General features: G+C 63.9%; 20 protein-coding genes and 1 pseudogene. 12 read left to right on the forward strand and 9 right to left on the reverse strand.

Going from position 1 to position 18,379, the window contains the following annotated elements:
• Positions 1 to 42: 42 nt before the first annotated feature.
• The 8 genes from msrB to napE all read right to left on the reverse strand — a co-directional run bounded on the left by msrB (position 43) and on the right by napE (position 6,786).
• Entirely contained in the window at positions 43 to 462 is a 420-nt protein-coding gene (gene msrB / locus BM222_RS05540) for a peptide-methionine (R)-S-oxide reductase MsrB (RefSeq protein ID WP_092227239.1), read from the reverse strand.
• 32 nt (positions 463 to 494) lie between these two features.
• Complete coding sequence (gene msrA, locus BM222_RS05545; RefSeq protein ID WP_092227240.1) at positions 495 to 1,196, reverse strand: peptide-methionine (S)-S-oxide reductase MsrA; 702 nt, start codon at positions 1,194 to 1,196, stop codon at positions 495 to 497.
• Positions 1,197 to 1,422: 226 nt separating this feature from the next.
• Positions 1,423 to 2,538, reverse strand: coding sequence for an ATP-dependent DNA helicase (locus BM222_RS05550; RefSeq protein ID WP_092227241.1), 1,116 nt, complete (start codon positions 2,536 to 2,538; stop codon positions 1,423 to 1,425).
• A gap of 90 nt (positions 2,539 to 2,628) precedes the next feature.
• Complete coding sequence (locus BM222_RS05555) at positions 2,629 to 3,270, reverse strand: NapC/NirT family cytochrome c (RefSeq protein ID WP_092227242.1); 642 nt, start codon at positions 3,268 to 3,270, stop codon at positions 2,629 to 2,631.
• Entirely contained in the window at positions 3,267 to 3,737 is a 471-nt protein-coding gene (locus BM222_RS05560; RefSeq protein ID WP_177243025.1) for a nitrate reductase cytochrome c-type subunit, read from the reverse strand. The genes BM222_RS05555 and BM222_RS05560 overlap by 4 nt, the downstream gene beginning before the upstream one ends.
• A gap of 2 nt (positions 3,738 to 3,739) precedes the next feature.
• Positions 3,740 to 6,244 carry a nitrate reductase catalytic subunit NapA gene (gene napA, locus BM222_RS05565; RefSeq protein WP_092227244.1) on the reverse strand — a complete coding sequence of 835 codons (2,505 nt, stop codon included), beginning with the start codon at positions 6,242 to 6,244 and terminating at the stop codon, positions 3,740 to 3,742.
• Positions 6,245 to 6,260: 16 nt separating this feature from the next.
• Entirely contained in the window at positions 6,261 to 6,575 is a 315-nt protein-coding gene (locus BM222_RS05570; RefSeq protein WP_092227245.1) for a chaperone NapD, read from the reverse strand.
• A 25-nt stretch (positions 6,576 to 6,600) separates the two neighbouring features.
• Entirely contained in the window at positions 6,601 to 6,786 is a 186-nt protein-coding gene (gene napE, locus BM222_RS05575; RefSeq protein ID WP_092227246.1) for a periplasmic nitrate reductase, NapE protein, read from the reverse strand.
• A gap of 240 nt (positions 6,787 to 7,026) precedes the next feature.
• Here napE and BM222_RS05580 point away from each other — a divergent pair, with 240 nt between their 5' ends.
• The 12 genes and pseudogenes from BM222_RS05580 (at position 7,027) to BM222_RS40890 (ending at position 18,018) form a co-directional block, all read left to right on the forward strand.
• Positions 7,027 to 8,232, forward strand: coding sequence for an LLM class flavin-dependent oxidoreductase (locus BM222_RS05580; protein WP_092227247.1), 1,206 nt, complete (start codon positions 7,027 to 7,029; stop codon positions 8,230 to 8,232).
• A gap of 14 nt (positions 8,233 to 8,246) precedes the next feature.
• Positions 8,247 to 8,402 (forward strand): annotated as a pseudogene (locus BM222_RS41905) (LuxR family transcriptional regulator); the annotation flags it as partial.
• A gap of 140 nt (positions 8,403 to 8,542) precedes the next feature.
• Positions 8,543 to 9,442 (forward strand): NAD(P)/FAD-dependent oxidoreductase, encoded by a 900-nt coding sequence (locus BM222_RS05590; protein WP_092227248.1) that lies wholly within the window; start codon positions 8,543 to 8,545, stop codon positions 9,440 to 9,442.
• 300 nt (positions 9,443 to 9,742) lie between these two features.
• A complete protein-coding gene (locus BM222_RS05595; RefSeq protein ID WP_092227249.1) occupies positions 9,743 to 10,789 on the forward strand; it encodes a transglycosylase SLT domain-containing protein in 1,047 nt (348 codons plus the stop codon).
• A gap of 94 nt (positions 10,790 to 10,883) precedes the next feature.
• Positions 10,884 to 12,050, forward strand: coding sequence for a cytochrome P450 (locus BM222_RS05600; protein WP_092227250.1), 1,167 nt, complete (start codon positions 10,884 to 10,886; stop codon positions 12,048 to 12,050).
• Between the two features lie 348 nt (positions 12,051 to 12,398).
• A complete protein-coding gene (locus BM222_RS05605; RefSeq protein ID WP_092227251.1) occupies positions 12,399 to 13,349 on the forward strand; it encodes a sulfonate ABC transporter substrate-binding protein in 951 nt (316 codons plus the stop codon).
• 38 nt (positions 13,350 to 13,387) lie between these two features.
• Positions 13,388 to 14,341, forward strand: coding sequence for a sulfonate ABC transporter substrate-binding protein (locus BM222_RS05610; RefSeq protein WP_092227252.1), 954 nt, complete (start codon positions 13,388 to 13,390; stop codon positions 14,339 to 14,341).
• A complete protein-coding gene (gene ssuD, locus BM222_RS05615; RefSeq protein WP_092227253.1) occupies positions 14,338 to 15,504 on the forward strand; it encodes an FMNH2-dependent alkanesulfonate monooxygenase in 1,167 nt (388 codons plus the stop codon). Before BM222_RS05610 ends, ssuD begins: the two co-directional genes overlap by 4 nt.
• Entirely contained in the window at positions 15,501 to 16,307 is an 807-nt protein-coding gene (gene ssuC / locus BM222_RS05620; RefSeq protein ID WP_092227254.1) for an aliphatic sulfonate ABC transporter permease SsuC, read from the forward strand. The genes ssuD and ssuC overlap by 4 nt, the downstream gene beginning before the upstream one ends.
• A gap of 20 nt (positions 16,308 to 16,327) precedes the next feature.
• The gene (locus BM222_RS05625) at positions 16,328 to 17,164 is read left to right on the forward strand and encodes an ATP-binding cassette domain-containing protein (protein WP_092227255.1); all 837 of its coding nucleotides are present in this window, start codon (positions 16,328 to 16,330) and stop codon (positions 17,162 to 17,164) included.
• Between the two features lie 31 nt (positions 17,165 to 17,195).
• Positions 17,196 to 17,777 (forward strand): flavin reductase family protein, encoded by a 582-nt coding sequence (locus tag BM222_RS05630; RefSeq protein ID WP_092227256.1) that lies wholly within the window; start codon positions 17,196 to 17,198, stop codon positions 17,775 to 17,777.
• Positions 17,778 to 17,862: 85 nt separating this feature from the next.
• The gene (locus tag BM222_RS40890; protein ID WP_177243026.1) at positions 17,863 to 18,018 is read left to right on the forward strand and encodes a hypothetical protein; all 156 of its coding nucleotides are present in this window, start codon (positions 17,863 to 17,865) and stop codon (positions 18,016 to 18,018) included.
• A 51-nt stretch (positions 18,019 to 18,069) separates the two neighbouring features.
• Here the strand turns inward: BM222_RS40890 and BM222_RS05635 are convergent.
• The coding region (locus BM222_RS05635; RefSeq protein ID WP_502690866.1) for a transposase at positions 18,070 to 18,379 on the reverse strand (310 nt) is incomplete at its 5' end.

Genomic DNA, 18,379 nt, shown 5'->3' on the forward strand with positions numbered 1-18,379 from the left:
CGCCGCCGGGTTCCATCGGGGAAACCCGGCGGCGTGCAACCTTTATTTCGGCTCGAGCTTCAGCGCCGCTGAATTGATGCAGTAGCGCAGGCCGGTCGGTCCCGGTCCATCGGGGAAGACATGGCCAAGATGACCGCTGCATTTGGAGCAAAGCACCTCGGTGCGGATCATGCCGTGCGTGGTATCCCGCTCCTCGTCGATATGGCTCTCGACGGCAGGCGCGGTGAAGCTTGGCCAGCCGCAGCCGGAATCGAACTTCGCGTCGGATTCGAACAGCACATTGCCGCAGCCGGCGCAGACATAGGTGCCGGCACGGTGGTCGTGCTCATACTCGCCGGAGAAGGGACGTTCGGTCGCCTTCTCGCGCAGCACCGCGTACTGCATCGGCGACAATTCGCGCCGCCACTGCTCTTCGCTCTTGATGACCTTGGCGTCGGTGGTTTTCGTCTTGGTGTCGGGCATGGGTCTCCCGTTTTGTCTGGTGATCTCTGGGATCAATTGGTGGCCTTGCTGGCACTCACCAGCGTCGGCTTCTCGATGTAGTTATCCGCGAACAGCTTTTTCAGGTTCTCGACCTTCGGGATGTCGTTGTAGGCGATGTAGGGCTGGGTCGGGTGTAGCGTCAGATAGTCCTGGTGATAGGCCTCGGCCGGGTAAAACGCCTCCAGCGCGCCAACCTTCGTCACGATCGGCTTGCTGAAGACCTTGGCGCCGTTGAGCTGGGCGATATAGGCCTCCGCGACCTTCTTCTGCTCGTCTGAGGTGGTGAAGATCGCCGAGCGATATTGCGTGCCGGTGTCGGGCCCCTGGCGGTTGAGCTGGGTCGGGTCGTGCGCCACCGAGAAGTAGATCTGCAGGATTTTGCCGTAAGAGATCCTCTTCGGATCGAACTTGATCTCGACCGACTCGGCATGACCGGTCCGGCCGGTCGAGACCGTCTGGTAGTCGGCCGTCGCCTTGGTGCCGCCGGCATAGCCGGACACGGCGTTGACGACACCGGCGGTGTGCTGGAACACGCCCTGCACGCCCCAGAAGCAGCCGCCGGCGAGCACCGCGGTCTGGATGCCGCTTGCCGAGGTTGCGTCCAGTGCAGGGGCGGGGATGACTACGGCGTCTTCCGCGGCCCGGGTCGGTGCGGCGAAGGCCAGCGTCAAGGCGGTGGTGGCGGCGAACAGGGACAGGACGGAGCGGCGCATGGCGGATCCTCTTTCGGAAGGCCTGACAGTTTAGGGCGGTTGAGGGCGGGCGAACAGCCTGCCCGGCGTTTTCAGACACCTGGAGATACGGGCCGACCCGGCCAATGTTACGACACGAGTCCGTGAAAAAGCCGCCGGTCCGGCTTGGCGACACGGCGAGCTCCGGGGTCGATGCCCCCGGCCGTTGAGGATTTCATTTCGTGGCGGGACGAAGGGGATTGCCGCTCTAGACGACGATGCTCAACCTTTTCGCTGCCCGCGTGATCCCCGTGTACAGCCACCGCGCTCTCGAGTCCTGGAACGCAAAGCTCTCGTCGAACAGCACGACGTCGTCCCATTGCGAGCCCTGCGATTTGTGCACGGTGAGCACGTAGCCGTAGTCGAACTCGTCATAGGGCTTGCGCTGCTCCCAGGCGATCTGCTCGATGCCGCCCTCGAAACAGTCGGCGCGCACCGACACCTTCGTGACCTTGTGGCCAAAGTCTTCATCCGGCGACAGCCGCATGGAGAGGATGCGCGACTTCGAGCGCGAGGTGTTGCGCGACTTCACGCGCCACAGTCCGCCGTTGAACAGGCCTTTCTTGCGGTTGTTGCGCAGGCACACCAGCTTGTCGCCGGCAACGGGGAAGACATCCTCGATGTTCTGGCGCTGCCGCACCCGCATGTTGTAGGCCCGTCGCGTGTTGTTGCGGCCGACCAGCACCTGGTCGGCGCCCATGACGCGATCAGGATCGAGCTCTTTGCGCGATACGACCTCGCTCTCGCCGTAGCGGCCGATGTCGAGCTCGCGCCCCTCGCGCACGTCCATCGACATCCGTACGATCGGATCGTCCTGCGCCTGGCGATGCACCTCGGTCAGCATCGCATCGGGCTCGGTGTTGGTGAAGAAGCCGCCGCCCTGGATCGGCGGCAGCTGCGCGGGATCGCCCAGCACCAGCAGCGGACAATCGAACGACATCAGATCGCGGCCCAGCTCGGCATCGACCATCGAACATTCGTCGATCACGATCAGCTTGGCCTTGGAAGCGGGCGCGTCGTCCCACAATTCGAAGCTCGGCTGCTCCTCGCCGGACTCGCGGGCGCGGTAGATCAGCGAGTGGATGGTGGAAGCCTCGTCGCAACCCTTGTTGCGCATGACCAGCGCCGCCTTGCCGGTGAAGGCGGCAAATTTCACCTCGCCGTCGACGCCTTCGGCGATGTGCCGCGCAAGCGTGGTCTTGCCGGTGCCGGCAAAGCCGAACAGGCGGAAAATCGGCGGCGTGCCGTTGCGGCCGGGCTTGGCCTTGAGCCAGTCGCCAACGGCCTTGAGCGCGGCATCCTGATGCGGAGAGAAGTTGGTCATGTCTGTCTTGAGGAAGGGCGAAACGATGCGATTCGCCAGTCTCCCAAAACTAACCATTCGCCCCGCCGGTTCAAGCGGCGCGGAACGATCCTACTGCCACCCTGGAACGCCGCGCATGTCGGGCAGGTGGTGGGCAATGCCCTTGTGGCAGTCGATGCAGGTCTTCTCGCCCGTGAACAGGAAGCGCTGATGCGCCACCGAGGCCCGCGGCGACTGCTTGGTGATGTCCATGGAATCGGCGCTGTGGCAGTTGCGGCATTCCAGGGAATCATTGGCCTTGAAGCGCGCCCATTCATGCGCGGCGAGCTCGAGCCGGTGATCGAGGAATTTCTCGCGCGTGTCGATCGTGCCGAAGATCTTGCCCCAGACTTCCTTGGAGGCCTGCATCTTGCGCGCGATCTTGTCGGTCCAGTTGTGCGGCACGTGGCAATCCGGGCAGGTCGCGCGCACGCCGGAGCGGTTGGTGAAGTGGATGGTCGATTTGAGCTCGGCGAAGACGTTGTCCTTCATCTCGTGACAGCCGGTGCAGAACTTTTCGGTGTTGGTCAGTTCCAGCGCGGTGTTGAAGCCGCCCCAGAAGATCACGCCGGCGGCAAAGCCTGCGAGCACGAGCGTGCCGAGCGCGAAGACGGTGCTCGGCCGCGACAGCACACCCCACAGCTCGAGCGCGAAATCCCAGGCTCGCGCGATAAAGCCGCGCTTGTCTTTTGGCTCGTCCGCGGTCGTCGTCATCGCCGGCCACCCGGGCTTGCGCGCGACAGCAGCGTGTCGATGTCGACGAAGTCGTTGCTCACGGGCGGCGTCGCCGTGTTCTGTGGGACGTGGCACTCCGTGCAGAAGAACCGGCGTGGCGAGATCGAGGCCAGGAACTGGCCGTCACGGTCCATGAAATGCGTGATCGAGACCATCGGCGCCTGCGATTCCGACGTGCGCGAGCGTGCATGACAGGACAGGCATTTGTTGCTGTTGAGGTCGATCTGGTAGCCGTCGATCGAATGCGGGATGACCGGCGGCTGCTCCGGATAATTGCGCGCCTCCTTCTCGGACGTATTGCGGTTCGGCAGCATCGGCGGCGCCGGACCTTCGTCGCTCAGCGGCGTCGGACCGCGCAGGCCCGAGGTCACGGTCTGTGCAGTCAGCGTAGCCGTACCCGCGGCCATCGCGAGCGCCAGCAGCACAATTCCAGTTCGCTTGAGCATGATCACACCCGCTCGATGCGCACGGCGCATTTCTTGAAGTCGGTTTGCAGCGAGATCGGATCGGTGGCGTCCAGCGTCACCTTGTTGATCAGCTTGGATTCGTCGAACCACGGCACGAACACCAGGCCCTTCGGTGGCCGGTCGCGGCCGCGGGTCTCGACGCGGGCGCGGATATAGCCGCGGCGCGAGACCACTTTCACCTCATCGCCGCGGCGAAGCTTGGCTTCCGAGGCGTCATCAGGATGCATGAAGCACACAGCCTCGGGGAAGGCCTTGTAGAGCTCGGGCACGCGGCGAGTCATGGTGCCGGAATGCCAGTGCTCCAGCACGCGGCCGGTCGACAGCCAGTACGGATAGTCGTTGTCGGGCGATTCTGCCGGAGGCTCGTAAGGCAGCGCGAAGATGCGCGCCTTGCCATCGGGGTAGCCGTAGAACTGCACGTCCGTGCCCTGCTTGACGTAGGGATCGCTGCCCTCGCGGAAACGCCACTTCGTTTCCTGGCCGTTGACCACAGGCCAGCGCAGTCCGCGCTCCCGGTGATAGCTTTCGAACGGTGCGAGGTCGTGACCATGGCCGCGGCCGAATTGCGCGTACTCCTCGAACAGCCCCTTCTGCACGTAGAAGCCGAACGCCTGGGACTCCTGGTTGGAGTAGCCTTCCTCGATCTCCGCCACAGGAAACTTGTCGACCTGGCCGTTCTTGTAGAGCACGTCGAACAGCGTCTTGCCGCGCACCTCCGGCTTCTTGGCGATCAACTCTTCGGGCCAGACTTCCTCGATCTTGAAGCGCTTGGAGAACTCGACGAGCTGCCAGAGATCGGACCTGGCTTCGCCCGGCGCCTGGACGAGCTGATGCCAGAACTGCGTGCGCCGTTCGGCATTGCCGTAAGCGCCTTCTTTCTCTACCCACATCGCAGTCGGCAATATCAAATCGGCGGCCAGCGCCGTCACGGTCGGATAGGCATCCGAGACGACGATGAAATTGTCGGGATTGCGGAAGCCCGGATAGGTCTCCTCATTGGCGTTCGGGCCGGCTTGCAAATTGTTGTTGACCTGCACCCAATAGGCATTGATCAGGCCGTCCTTCAGCATCCGGCTTTGCAGCACGGCATGCGCACCGTTCTTGTCGGGAATGGTGCCCTCCGGCAGCTGCCAGATATGCTCCGCCTTGTCGCGATGCTCCTTGTTGGTCACGACCATGTCGGCGGGCAGCCGGTGCGAGAATGTGCCGACCTCGCGCGCGGTGCCGCAGGCCGAGGGCTGGCCGGTCAGCGAGAACGGGCTGTTGCCGGGGGCGGAGATCTTTCCGGTCAACAAATGGATGTTGTAGACGAGGTTGTTGCACCAGACCCCGCGGGTGTGCTGGTTGAAGCCCATGGTCCAGAACGAGACCACTTTCGTTTTTGGATCGGCATAGAGTTCGGCAAGCGCCTCGAGCCGGTTCACCGGTACGCCGGACATTTTGGCGGCCTTCTCCAGCGTGTAGTCCGAGACGAATTTGACGTATTCGTCGTAGCTCATGTCCGTGGAGTCGTTGGCCTTCGCCGCGCCCGTGGCTTTTTTCTGGAGCGGGTGCTCCGGCCGCAGGCCGTAGCCGATGTCGGTCTGCCCACGCCGGAAAATGGTATGCGCGGCGACGAAATCCTTGTTCACCCTGTTGGTCTTGATGATGTGGTTGGCGATGGCGTTGAGGATGTAGAGGTCGGTCTGCGGCTTGAACACCATGCCGATGTCGGCAAGATCGAACGAGCGGTGCTCGAAGGTAGAAAGCACGGCGACACGCACATGCGGCGCAGACAGCCGGCGGTCTGTTACCCGCGTCCACAGGATCGGGTGCATCTCCGCCATGTTGGAGCCCCACAGCACGAACGCGTCCGTGGCCTCGATGTCGTCATAGCAGCCGGCCGGCTCGTCGATGCCGAAGGTGCGCATCATGCCGGCGACGGCCGAGGCCATGCAGTGGCGCGCGTTGGGGTCGATGTTGTTGGTGCGGAAGCCGGCCTTGAACAGTTTCGAGGCCGCATAGCCTTCCCAGATCGTCCACTGGCCGGAGCCGAACATGGCGACGCCGTTCGGCCCGCGCTTCTTCATCGCCTCCTTCCACTTCGCCTCCATGATGTCGAAGGCTTCGGTCCAGGAGACGGGCGTGAACTCGCCGTTCTTGTCGTACTTGCCATCCGTCTTGCGCAGCATCGGCTGCGTCAGGCGGTCGTGGCCGTACATGATCTTGGAGAGGAAGTAGCCCTTGACGCAGTTGAGGCCGCGATTGACCTCGGCCTTGATGTCGCCATGGGTGGCAACGACCCTGTTGTCCTTGGTTGCCACCATCACGGAGCAACCGGTGCCGCAGAAGCGGCAGGCGGCCTTGTCCCATTTCAACTCCGATGTGTCGCGCTCGGTGACGAGATTGGCGGCGAGCGCAGGCGCGGGCATGCCGGCCGCGGCGGCCGCAATCGCGGCGGCCTCGAGCTTGAGCATCTGGCGGCGGTCGAGCTTTGGCGATGTCATGATGGCTCTCCCGACCTCAAGTCGTTTCGATGGCGTGAAAGACGAGCGCCGCGGAATAGACGTTGCGCAGCGATTGAATGGTGTTGAGCATGGTGCCGAGGCTGCCGGCATCGGGCGCCTCGGCCACGACGACGAGCTTTCCTCTGACGTCGCGGCCATGGATCTCACAGCCTTCAAGCGCGGTGATCTCGGCCTCGACCTCGGCGAGGCGCTCAGGGCGGGCCTGCACCAGGATGCTGGCGATCTCGCAGCCCGGAGGCGGCACGATGCTGACGGTGCTGAGCACCCGGCCGGTAATCAATGCGCGGCGGTTGAGTGTGGTTGGAGCCATGATGCCTGTCTTTCGGGTCGCGGGATCAATGCGGGGCGCTTGGCGGACCGGGAGGACCGGCGAACGTCTGGTAGATCCAGACTCCCAACCCGTAAGAGCCGACCGTTCCGACCGCGAGGACGGGCATCACGATCGCGGTCAGGAACAGGAACGCAAAAATCTCCATGCGCTTGCGGCGCACGCGTGACATCGTGGCGTCAGGGGCCGACATATTCGGTCTCTTTGAACTGGTCGGGGGAATCGGGACGGCATCCGGGCCGTTGCCTTGCCGCACACTAAATGCAGCAGACCGGCTGACGCGTTGATCTGGATCAATCGTCCAGGTTGTCATGATGGTCGCCGCACGGCACACGACGCCTTCTCCCGCATGGCGGAATTGTGGCGGCGTGGACAGTCGCGTCCCGCGCATTAAGATGCCCGCAACAAGAAACGAGCAAGCGGGAGAGGCGTCATGAAGTTCGGCATCTTCTATGAGCTGCAACTGCCGCGGCCCTGGGTCGCGGGCGACGAGCTCGCCCTATACCAGAATGCGCTCTCGCAGATGGAACTCGCAGACCGCCTCGGCTACGACCACGCCTGGGTCGTCGAGCATCACTTCCTCGAGGAATATTCGCATTCGCCCTCGCCGGAATCCTTCCTCGCCGCCGCGAGCCAGCGCACGAAGAAGATCCGGCTCGGCCACGGCATCCTTCAGCTCACGACCAACCATCCGGCGCGCGTCGCCGAGCGTGTCGCGGTGCTCGATCTGCTCTCCAATGGCCGCTGCGAATTCGGCATGGGCGAGAGCGCGTCGATCACCGAGCTGACGCCGTTCGGCCGTGACATGGAAACCAAGAAGGAAGTGTTCGAGGAGGCCGTCGCCGCGATCTTCCCGATGTTCAAGGACGCAGGGTCCGAGCATCACGGCAAATATTTCGACATCCCCTTGCGCAATGTCGTGCCCAAGCCGGTGCAGAAGCCGCATCCCCCGCTGTGGATGGCCTGCTCGCAGCTGCCGACCATCGAGCGCGCGGGCCGCCACGGTTTCGGCGCGCTCGGCTTCCAGTTCGTCAGCGCCGATGCCGCCCATGCCTGGGTGCACGCTTACTACAACGCCATGACAAAACGGCTGCACAAGCTCGCCGATTACGAGATCAACCCGAACATGGCGCTGGTGTCGTTCTTCATGTGCGCGAAGACGGATGAAGAGGCGCGTGCGCGGGCCGACGGCGCCACCTTCTTCCAGTTCGCGCTGCGATTCTACGGCGCCTCGCAGAACCGCCAGCGTCCGGCGCCCTACACCGTCAACATGTGGGACGAATACATGAAATGGAAGCGCGACAATCCGGAGGCGCAGGAGGCGGCGCTACGCGGCGGCCTGATCGGCTCGCCCGAGACGATCCGCAGGAAGCTGAAGCGCTTTCAATCGTCGCATATCGACCAGGTCATCCTGCTCAATCAAGCGGGCAAGAACAGCCACGAGCACATCTGCGAATCGCTCGAACTGTTCGGCCGCGAGGTGATGCCGGACTTCCAGAACGATCCCGACCAGGCCGCCTGGAAGAGGAGCGTGATGAGCGGCGAGATCAAGCTGGAAGAGATCGACACGGAGGCATTTACCGACCGCTACGGTAAGCTCGCGATCAATGTTGCGCCGGTGAAGACCGCGGCGGGGTAGGGCGTTCCCGCTGCGGCTTCTCCTCCGAGGCGATCTCGCGAACGCTCGGCATCAGCCTACATTCGACCCTGACCTACCGCAAGCGCGCCTGTGAGCAGTTCGGCATTTCCTCGCAGAACGAGTTGTTCGGGATCGTGCTGCGCCTGCTCGCCGGGCCGTGCAGCCTGAACCAGGGTCCCTTCGACCTCCGCGATCCCGCATACGGCCCTTCGGTCACACCCGGTCCGAGGAACGAGCACCGCGCTGAGCGTTTGATAGCGAGGTGAGCGCGGCCTTGGTGTCGTGAGCCCTAGCTCGGAACGAAGTGCCCATGACGCCACCTTGCAAACCAGACGTTCTCGATTGCCTCGTCATCGGAGGCGGGCCGGCCGGGCTGACAGCCGCGCTTTATCTGGCGCGCTACAAGCGGTCCGTCACGGTCTTCGATGCCGGCCGCAGCCGGGCGGAATGGATACCGAAGAGTCACAACTACCCCGGCTTTCCCTCGGGCATCTCCGGCCGTGAACTCCTGCTCTTGCTCAGGAAGCAGTCTTCCTCCTACAGCATCTCCCTCATCAATGCCCGCGTGGACGGTCTCGACCGGAACGGCGAGTTCTTCGAGGCCCGCTTCGCGGGCGGCACGGCACGGGCGCGGACGGTTCTGCTGGCCACGGGCATCGTCGATGTCGAGCCGGCGATCGAGGGGCATGACGAAGCGGTGCATCTCGGACTGATCCGCTATTGCCCCGTTTGCGACGGGTTCGAGGCTGCCGACAAGCGCATCGGCGTTTATGGTGCCGGCAGCGGCGCCGTGCACAAGGCCAAGTTCCTGCGCAGCTATTCGCGCGAAGTTGCCCTCGTGCCTTCCGCTGACGACGCTCTCGATGAGCATGATCTGCGCGCATCAGGGATCAAGCTGGTCTGCGCTGGTTCCGGGTTGCGCATCGAACAGCGGGGCATCGTCATCTCCTGCAGCGAAGGCGACGTTGCGGTTGACGTTCTTTATCCGGCGCTCGGCTGCAAGGCGGGCTCGATCCTCGCAACCCGGCTCGGGGCGCGGAGCCATGATACGGGATGTCTCGATGTCGACGCGCATCAGCAGACGACTGTGCCGGGCATCTATGCGGCAGGCGATGTCGTGTCGGACCTTCACCAGATTGCGGTCGGGACCGGTCACGCGGCCATCGCAGCCACTCACATTCACAAGACGTTGCCGCCCAATCCGCGCTGAGGCGCACCTCGCCGCTGGATGATCGAAGATCGAAAGCCCCAACCCGGCTCGGCATCTCCCTGCAGAATGAGCTGTTTCCATCGGTCGCGGCCTGCCGGCTGGTCCGTGCGTCCTGAACCTAAGGAGGCGGGAATGGGGCCGCTTTCGACCCAAACCGGGACATGTCCAATGATGGGGGAGCCAGAAAGCCTCCTCGCGTTCACCACATTTAAACCATAAGGGTCTACGAAGAGGACTCAACGACAGGCCGCAGGACATGCGAACAGCCTTCAGACAGAAGCCATCCCTGGACTTCGGGCAATGAAGGTTTGGCAGACCGGCTGCATCGTGGCTGTTATCTCGTCCGTGGGAGTCTATCTGGCCGGCGGAAACAGACCGGCCGCGACAGTGCCTGACGTCATGCCGGAAGCAGCAGCGAATGTGACGGCTCCCGCGAAGATGGCGGCCCCGGCGGACATGGTGACGCCTGCGTTGTACGCAGAGGCATCAAAAAAACTTGCAGCAGCGCTTCGGGCAGAAAGAGCGGAGCTTGGCTCGGTGACCTCGGCTGGTTCAACGCCGTCGAGCGCCGGAGCCGAACGAGCCGACGATGCCGTCGCGCCGAAATTGGCCTCGCTGGGACAGGATATCGTCCAGCCGCTGCCGGCAGCACGCGATGGCTCCGATGCTGCTCCGAAAGCGGCGTCGAGGCAGGATTTCCGTTATCTGATCTACTACGTCTGGTCCGAACTGCCGCCCGCCGAGAAGCCGGCGGAGATCGTCTTGCGTGCGTTCAAGGACATTCCGCTCGGAACGCCCGCCGAAGAGATCAAACGCGCTTCCGACGCGTTTGGTCTCGATGTCAATTTCATGATGGCGGTTGCCAAGATCGAATCCGGTTTCAACCCCAATCAACGCACCGGCTCGTATATCGGCCTGTTTCAGCTGAGCCAGTACGAATTCGGGAAGTTCGGCTTCGGGCAGATTCGCAGCCCGCGGGACAACGCCGTTGCGGCCGCTTACAAGATCATTACCGAAGGCATCCAGTTCGAGTGGATCACGCACCGGAAGCCGGACATGAGCGATCTTTACCTGATCCATCAGCAGGGCTGGGAAGGCGCCGCTGAGCACATCAGCCGGCCCGCTCGCACCGCCTGGAAATCGATGTGCGCCACCAGCGAAGGCAAGGAGAAGGGCGAGAGGTGGTGCAAGCGCGCGATCTGGGGCAACGCACTTCCGGCATTCAAGCGCACCTGGAAATCGGTGGACAACGTGACTTCAGAGGCGTTCGTCGGCATGTGGCGCAGCCGGGTCGCCGAATTCTACACGAAATATGTGGCGACCGCCGCTGCGGCGACAAACCAGTAATTTCGTTGAGACTGCCGTTGGTCCAGTCGCTAGGGACAGACGCCGGAGGCTGAGTTCGCTAATCTCGCCCCAAAGCAATCCAGGGGAGACCGCCTTGAGCACCGCGCCGCGCATCGACATCGACCCCGTCGCGTTCTGGGCCGACCCCTACCCGATGCTTGCGAAATTGCGCAAGGAAGCGCCGATCGCCTTCGTGCCGCAGCTCGGCTCGACGCTTCTGACGGGTCGAGACGATATCTCGATTTCCGAGAAGCAAGTCGACGTGTTCTCCTCGCATCAGCCGGCCGGCCTGATGCACCGGCTGATGGGCCACAACATGATGCGCAAGGACGGCGAAGCGCATCAGGTCGAGCGGCGCGCGATGTTTCCGGCGGTGTCGCCAAGAACGGTGAAGGCACACTGGACGGCGCTGTTCCAGGCCCATGCTGATCGCATCATCGATGCGATCGCGCCTGGGCGCATCGACCTCATGCGCGACTTCGCGCTGCCGCTTTCAGGGGAATGCCTGAAGTCGATCACCGGCCTCACCAATATCGGCTTTGCCGAGATGGATGCGTGGTCGCAGGGCATGATCGAGGGCATCGCCAATTATGGCGGCGATGCCGCGGTCGAGGCGCGCTGCCATGCTGCGACGTCGGGAATCGATGCCGCGATCGACGATATCCTGCCGGTGATGCGCAAACATCCTGACCAGAGCATCCTCGGTGTTCTCCTCGCCTCCGGCATGCCGATGGAGAGCGTGCGCGCGAATGTCAAGCTCGCGATCTCGGGCGGCCAGAACGAGCCGCGCAAGGCGATCGCCGGCACGGTGTGGGCGTTGCTGACGCATCCCGCGCAGCTCGATCTCGTACGCAAGGGCGAGCTGACATGGCTGCAGGCGTTCGAAGAGTACGCCCGCTGGATTTCGCCGATCGGCATGTCGCCGCGGCGCATCGCAAAGCCGTGGACCATCCGCGACATTTCGTTCGAGCTCGACGAGCGCGTGTTCCTGATGTTCGGCTCCGCCAACCGTGACGAGAAGCATTTCGAGCGCGCCGACGAATTCGACGTGCGGCGTGACACCTCGAAGAGCGTCGCCTTTGGCGCCGGACCGCATTTCTGCGCCGGTGCCTGGGCTTCGCGCGCGATGATCGCCGACATCGCGCTGCCGACGCTGTTCGCGCGCGCCAGGCAGATCGAGCTCGCCGATGACGAGCCGGTGCGGATCGGCGGCTGGGCGTTCCGCGGCCTGCAGAACCTGCCAGTGAGATGGTTGCAATAGGGGCGGGGCTTGTCCGTCACCGACGCCTCATGATGCCATCATGCGCCTGTTTTGCCCGACGGGTCAAGAATAATTTCGGATAATGCGTAGTAAATCGGTTCTGCACGCCGCGGCTACTGTGCATGGGGTTGTTTTCGCGGTTTTCGTTCCGTTTGCGCGAGCTCTCACATTCGCGTGCGGAAAAATTCCGTCTGCATCGCCGCGAGCGCTTGAAAGATTAATCATGCACATCGCGCGGCGCGCAGTGCTCGCATTGCTATTTTCCCCGATGTCTCGACAGCTCCGGTAACCCGCACCATCATCCTCTGCACGCGAATGATGACGGCCGCACGCGGCCCGGAATGTGGAATGCAGCGTCGGGACTTTCTCAAACTATCGGCCGGAACGGCGATCGTTGCTGCGTTCGCTTCGCGCGCGAGCGCGCAAAGTCGACTGAAGGAAATTCGTATCGGCTACCAGAAGACCGGCGTGCTCGTCATCGCGCGCCAGCGGGCAACTCTGGAAAAACATTTCGCCCCTGAGGGCATCGAGGTGAAATGGGTCGAGTTCTCATCGGGCCCCCCGATGATGGAAGCGATGAATGTCGGCAGCGTCGATTACGGCGCGGTCGGCGATTCCCCGCCGGTGTTCGCGCAGGCCGCGGGCGCGGCAATCGTCTATGCCGCGGGTCAGCCCATCACCAACGGCCAAGGCATCCTGGTGCCCAAGGATTCGCCGATCCGCACCCTTGCCGACTTGAGGGGCAAGCGCGTCGGCTTCACCAAGGGCTCCAGCGCCCACAACGTCGTGGTGCAGACGCTGGAGAAGGCCGGCCTGACCTATGCCGACATCACGCCCGTCTATCTGACGCCGCCGGACGCCGGTCCCGCCTTTGCCAATGGCAGCATCGAGGCCTGGGCGATCTGGGATCCGTATTTCGCGATCGGTGAAACCAGGCAGAGCGGCCGAATCCTGGTCAATGCGCGCGAGATCACCAAGACCAATTCCTTTTACATCGCCAACCGCGAGTTCGCGAGAAGCCATGGCGCGATCCTGCAACGGATCGTCGACGTGACGACTGCGACTGGTCAATGGGCTGAACAGCACCGCGACGAAGTCGCCAAGTCGCTGGCCGCGATCACCGGCGTGCCGCTGGATATCCAGACCGTCGCTGCGAATCGCGCGAATTTCGTCATCGGCCCTGTGACCGACGACATCATCGCGACCCAGCAGGACGTTGCCGATCGCTTCGCCAAGCTCGGTCTGATCCCGAAGCCGATCGCGATCCGCGACATCGTCTGGCGCAGCACGGCGACCTGATCGTGCCAACCAATCTCCCCATTCGTAAGGGCTTGAACATGAGGCGTATCATTCAGCGCGTGGTCGCGGCGATCGTGCTCTCGGTCGGCATCGTCGCCGCGGCGGTCGGCACCTCCTACGGTCAGGACAAGGTCGTCCGCATCGGTTACCAGAAATACGGCAAGCTGGTGCTGCTCAAGAGCAAGGGCACGCTGGAGCCGAAGTTAGCCGCCGACGGCTACAAGGTGGTGTGGACCGAATTCCCCTCCGGCCCGCCGCTGCTCGAAGCGCTCAATGTCGGCGCGATCGATTTCGGCAATACCGGCGAAGCGCCGCCGATCTTCGCGCAGGCCGCCGGCGCGCCGATCCAGTATGTCGCCTACGAGCCGCCGGCGCCGAAGGGCGAGGCGATCCTGGTGCCGAAAGATAGCCCGCTGAAATCGGTCGCTGACCTCAAAGGCAAGAAGGTCGCGCTCAACAAGGGTTCCAACGTTCACTATCTCCTGCTCAAGGCGCTGGAGAAGGCGGGAGTCAAATATTCCGAGATCGAACCGGTGTTCCTGGCGCCGGCCGATGCCCGTGCCGCCTTCGAGCGCGGGGCGGTCGATGCCTGGGTGATCTGGGATCCGTTCCAGGCCGCAGCCGAAGCTGCCACCGGCGCACGCACGCTCGCCGATGGCACCGACATCGTCGCCAATTATCAGTTCTACTTCTCCTCGAAGAAATTCCTCGACGCCAATCCTGAGATCGTCGATGCCCTGCTCAAGGAGCTGAGCACGGTCGACGATTGGGCCAAGGGCGACATCCATGCGGTGGCCGCGCAGCTGGCGCCGACGATCGGCCTGTCGGTCCCGGTGGTCGAGGTCGCCTTGAAGCGGCAGGCTTACGGCATCAAGCCGATCACCGACGCCGTCATCGCCGATCAGCAGCAGGTTGCCGACGCGTTCTTCGCACTCAAGCTGATTCCCAAATCCATCAAGATTTCCGACGTGGCACGGAGGCCAGGTTCATGAGTACGAAGAGTAACGCTAATATCCTCTGGTTCCTGCCGACGCATGGGGACGGCCGCTATCTCGGTACCGGCATCGGCGGCCGCGAGGTCAACTTCAACTATCTGCGCCAGGTCGCGCAGGCGGCCGATCAGCTCGGTTATTACGGCGTGCTGTTGCCGACCGGGCGCTCCTGCGAAGATTCCTGGATCGTCGCCTCTTCAGTGGCGCCGTTCACCGAGCGGTTGCGCTACCTCGTCGCCGTCCGCCCCGGCCTGCAATCGCCGACCGTCGCCGCGCGCATGACCGCGACGCTCGATCGCGTCACCAATGGCCGGCTACTGGTCAACGTCGTCACCGGCGGCGATCCCGTCGAGAACAGGGGCGACGGCATCTTCCTTGGTCACGACGAGCGCTACGAGGTCACGCGCGAGTTCCTTACCGTCTACAGCGGACTGCTCGCGGGCAAGACCGTCAACGTCGCGGGCAGGCACATCCGCATCGAGGACGGCAAGCTGTTGTTCCATCCCGTGCAGTCGCCGCGGCCGCCACTCTATTTCGGCGGCTCGTCGGATGCCGGCATCGACGTTGCCGTCGACGCCGTCGACAAATATCTCACCTGGGGCGAGCCGCCGGCACTGGTCGCCGAGAAGGTCGCGAAGGTCCGGGACATCGCGGCTGCGCGTGGCCGCAAGCTCTCCTTCGGCATCCGGCTCCATGTGATCGTGCGCGAGACCAACGAAGAGGCCTGGCGCGCGGCGGGCGAGCTGATCAAGCATGTCAGCGACGATACCATTGCGGCCGCGCAGAAGAACTTTGCGCGGATGGACTCGGTCGGCCAGCAGCGCATGGCGCAGCTTCACGGCGGCAAGCGCGACAAGCTCGAGATCGCGCCGAACCTGTGGGCCGGCGTCGGCCTTGTGCGCGGCGGCGCCGGCACGGCGCTGGTCGGTGATGCCGAGACGGTCGCGACTCGCATCAAGGAGTATCAGGATATCGGCATCGATACTTTCATCCTGTCGGGCTACCCGCATCTGGAGGAAGCCTATCGGTTCGCCGAGCTGGTGTTCCCGCTGCTCTCGCTGGAGCAGCCGAGCAACGTGACCAGGCTGCACTTCAACGGCGGTCCCTTCGGAGAAACGGTCGGCAGCGATTACCGCCCTCAGCATCGGGTGTCGCAATCATGAGCCTCATCGACAGCGTGTCTCTCCCGCGCAATTTCCGCCTGCCCGGGATCGACCGCCTGCTCCCGTGGATCGTGCCGCTCGCCATCATCGTGCTCTGGCAAGTGGCGAGCGTCGCCGGCCTGGTGCCGGTGCGCGTCTTGCCGGCACCGAGCGATGTTGCGCTCGCCGGCTGGAAGCTGCTGCTGTCAGGTGAGCTTGGCCGCAACATCTGGGTCTCGTTCTGGCGGGCCTCTATCGGCTTTCTGATCGGCGGCGGCATCGGCTTCGCCTTCGGGCTCGCCAACGGTCTGTCACAGCTGTCGGCAAAGCTCACCGACACCACACTGCAGATGGTGCGCAACGTGCCGCACCTGGCGCTGATCCCGCTGGTCATCCTGTGGTTCGGCATCGACGAGAGCGCCAAGCTGTTTCTCGTCGCACTCGGCGTGTTCTTCCCGATCTATCTGAACACGCTGCACGGCATCCGCACCGTCGATCCGCAACTGATCGAGATGGGCCGCATCTACGGCATGAGCGACAGCGAATTGTTCCGCCGCGTGATCTTCCCGGGCGCGCTGCCGTCGATCTTCGTCGGCATCCGTTTCGCGCTCGGCATCATGTGGCTGACCTTGATCGTCGCCGAGACCATCGCGGCGTCCTCGGGCCTCGGCTACATGGCGATGCAGGCGCGCGAGTTCATGCAGATCGACGTCGTCGTGCTCTCGATCCTGATCTACGCCCTGCTCGGCAAGCTCGCCGACAGCGCCTCCCGCGTGCTGGAGCGGGCGACGCTCGCCTGGCACCCCGGCTTCCAGAAGAATTGAGCAGAAATATTGGGAATCCCATGCAGACAGCGCTTCGTACGATCCTTCCCGAGACCGAGCTCGCCATCCCTGCCAACTTCGCGCCTCACGCCCGTGTGGCGCGCGAGGAGCGGCCCTTTCAGGCAAGCGGGCTGCCGCTGAGCATCCGGGGCTTGCGCAAATCCTTCGGCGACAACGAGGTGCTGCGCGGCATCGATCTGCACATTCCCGCGGGCCAGTTCGTCGCGATCGTCGGCAAGAGCGGCTGCGGCAAGAGCACGCTGCTGCGCCTCATCGCCGGCCTGGAGAAGATCGACGCCGGCAGCATCAGCTTTGGCGCGGACGCGCAGGCCGCAGACATCCGCGTGATGTTCCAGGAGCCGCGGCTGCTGCCCTGGGCGCGCGTGCTCTCCAATGTCGAGGTCGGTCTCGGCCGTGATCGCGCCTCCGATAGCGCGCAGTCGCGCGCGGAGAAGGCGCTCACCGAGGTGGGGCTCGTCGACAAGCGCGACCAATGGCCATCGGTGCTGTCGGGCGGCCAGAAGCAGCGCGTCGCGCTCGCGCGCGCGCTGGTTTCCCGTCCGCGCGTGCTTGCTTTCGACGAGCCGCTCGGCGCGCTGGATGCACTCACCCGCATCTCGATGCAGCGGCTTCTGGAGCGCGTCTGGCGCGACCAGGGCTTTACGGCGATCCTGGTGACCCACGATGTCTCTGAAGCCGTCGCGCTGGCCGACCGGGTGCTGGTGATCGAGGAGGGCCGGATCGCCGACGACGTCATGGTTAATGCCAGCAGGCCGAGGGTGCGGGGTTCGGTCGAGCTCGCAGCTCTCGAAGGCTCGATCCTGAGCCACCTTTTGTCCGCGGATGATCGTACCTAGATAGGGGGAAGCCCCACTTGGGGAGCATGCCATGAATGTAGTCCCTCGCGAGCTCATGACCGAAATCCCCGTCTCGTCCGCCGATTTCCGCGGCGCCATGCGCCGCCTCACCGGCGGCGTCAGCGTCATCACGGCCGGGCGGGGCAAGGACATCACGGGCATGACGGTCACCTCGGTGACCTCGCTGTCAGTTGATCCGCCGACGCTGCTGGTCAGCATCAACCGTGATGCCTCGTCCTTCCCGCTGATCCGCCGCTACGGCGCCTTCGGCGTGAACATCCTCGCCGCCGATCAGCTCGATGTCGCCGAGCGCTTCGCGGGCAAGGGTGGCCTGAAGGGGGCTGATCGATTTGCAGGCGCTCAATGGGTCACCGCCGTTTCCGGCGTGCCGCTGCTGGTCGGCGCATTGTCATCGGTCGATTGCGAGGTCGAGGACATCATCGAGCGGCATTCGCACGGCATCGTCATCGGTCGCGTCAGGACCATCAAGAACTCGGTCCGCAACGCCGCGCTCGCTTATTGGCACGGCCAGTATGTGGCGGTGGATCAGGACGAGGACGTCGCGAGGCTCGCCGAGGTCAGCGTTCCCGCACGCAGCCGCCGCGGCGTTTGATCGCCGCGCTCAGGCTGGTCTTTTCTTGCCCATCGCTCTAGAAGCGCCCTGAGCTTTCCCGCGGGGACGGCTATGGAGCAGAAACATGAAGCGAGTCGGGACCTGGGCCTTCTACGCCGTCGGCGCGCTGGCGATCGTCTATCTCGCGCTCTATGCCTATGCGATGTTCCGCGGCCAGCCGTTCGTGCCGGGCGATCCCATCCACATTTTCCGGAAGCCGGACGCGCCGAGTTATTCGTAGGATCTCTCCTCGTCATGGCCGGGCTTGACCCACGGCTGTCCGGTTGAGCGCTTAGCATAGACTGAGGCTCATCTGTCTGTGATCTTGAAGGACTGGCTCGGGCGCGTCCAGATTTTGGATCGATCTGCGGTGCATGAGATTGGTGCGGACGAGCCTGGCGAAGACGAGCGGGCTCTGAACGGCTTTTTGGGCGGCCTGGGCCAGGCGCAGCAGCAGAAAGGCGATCAGGGCGACGGAGATCTGGATTCGCACGGCATTCTCGGAGGTGCCCACGAAGCGGGTGATCTTGAGGGTCTGCTTGACCCAGCGAAAGAACAACTCGATGGCCCATCGCCGGCGATAGAGCCCGGCAATGTCCTCG

It is taken from the genome of Bradyrhizobium sp. Gha (assembly GCF_900113735.1).
Lineage (GTDB): Bacteria > Pseudomonadota > Alphaproteobacteria > Rhizobiales > Xanthobacteraceae > Bradyrhizobium.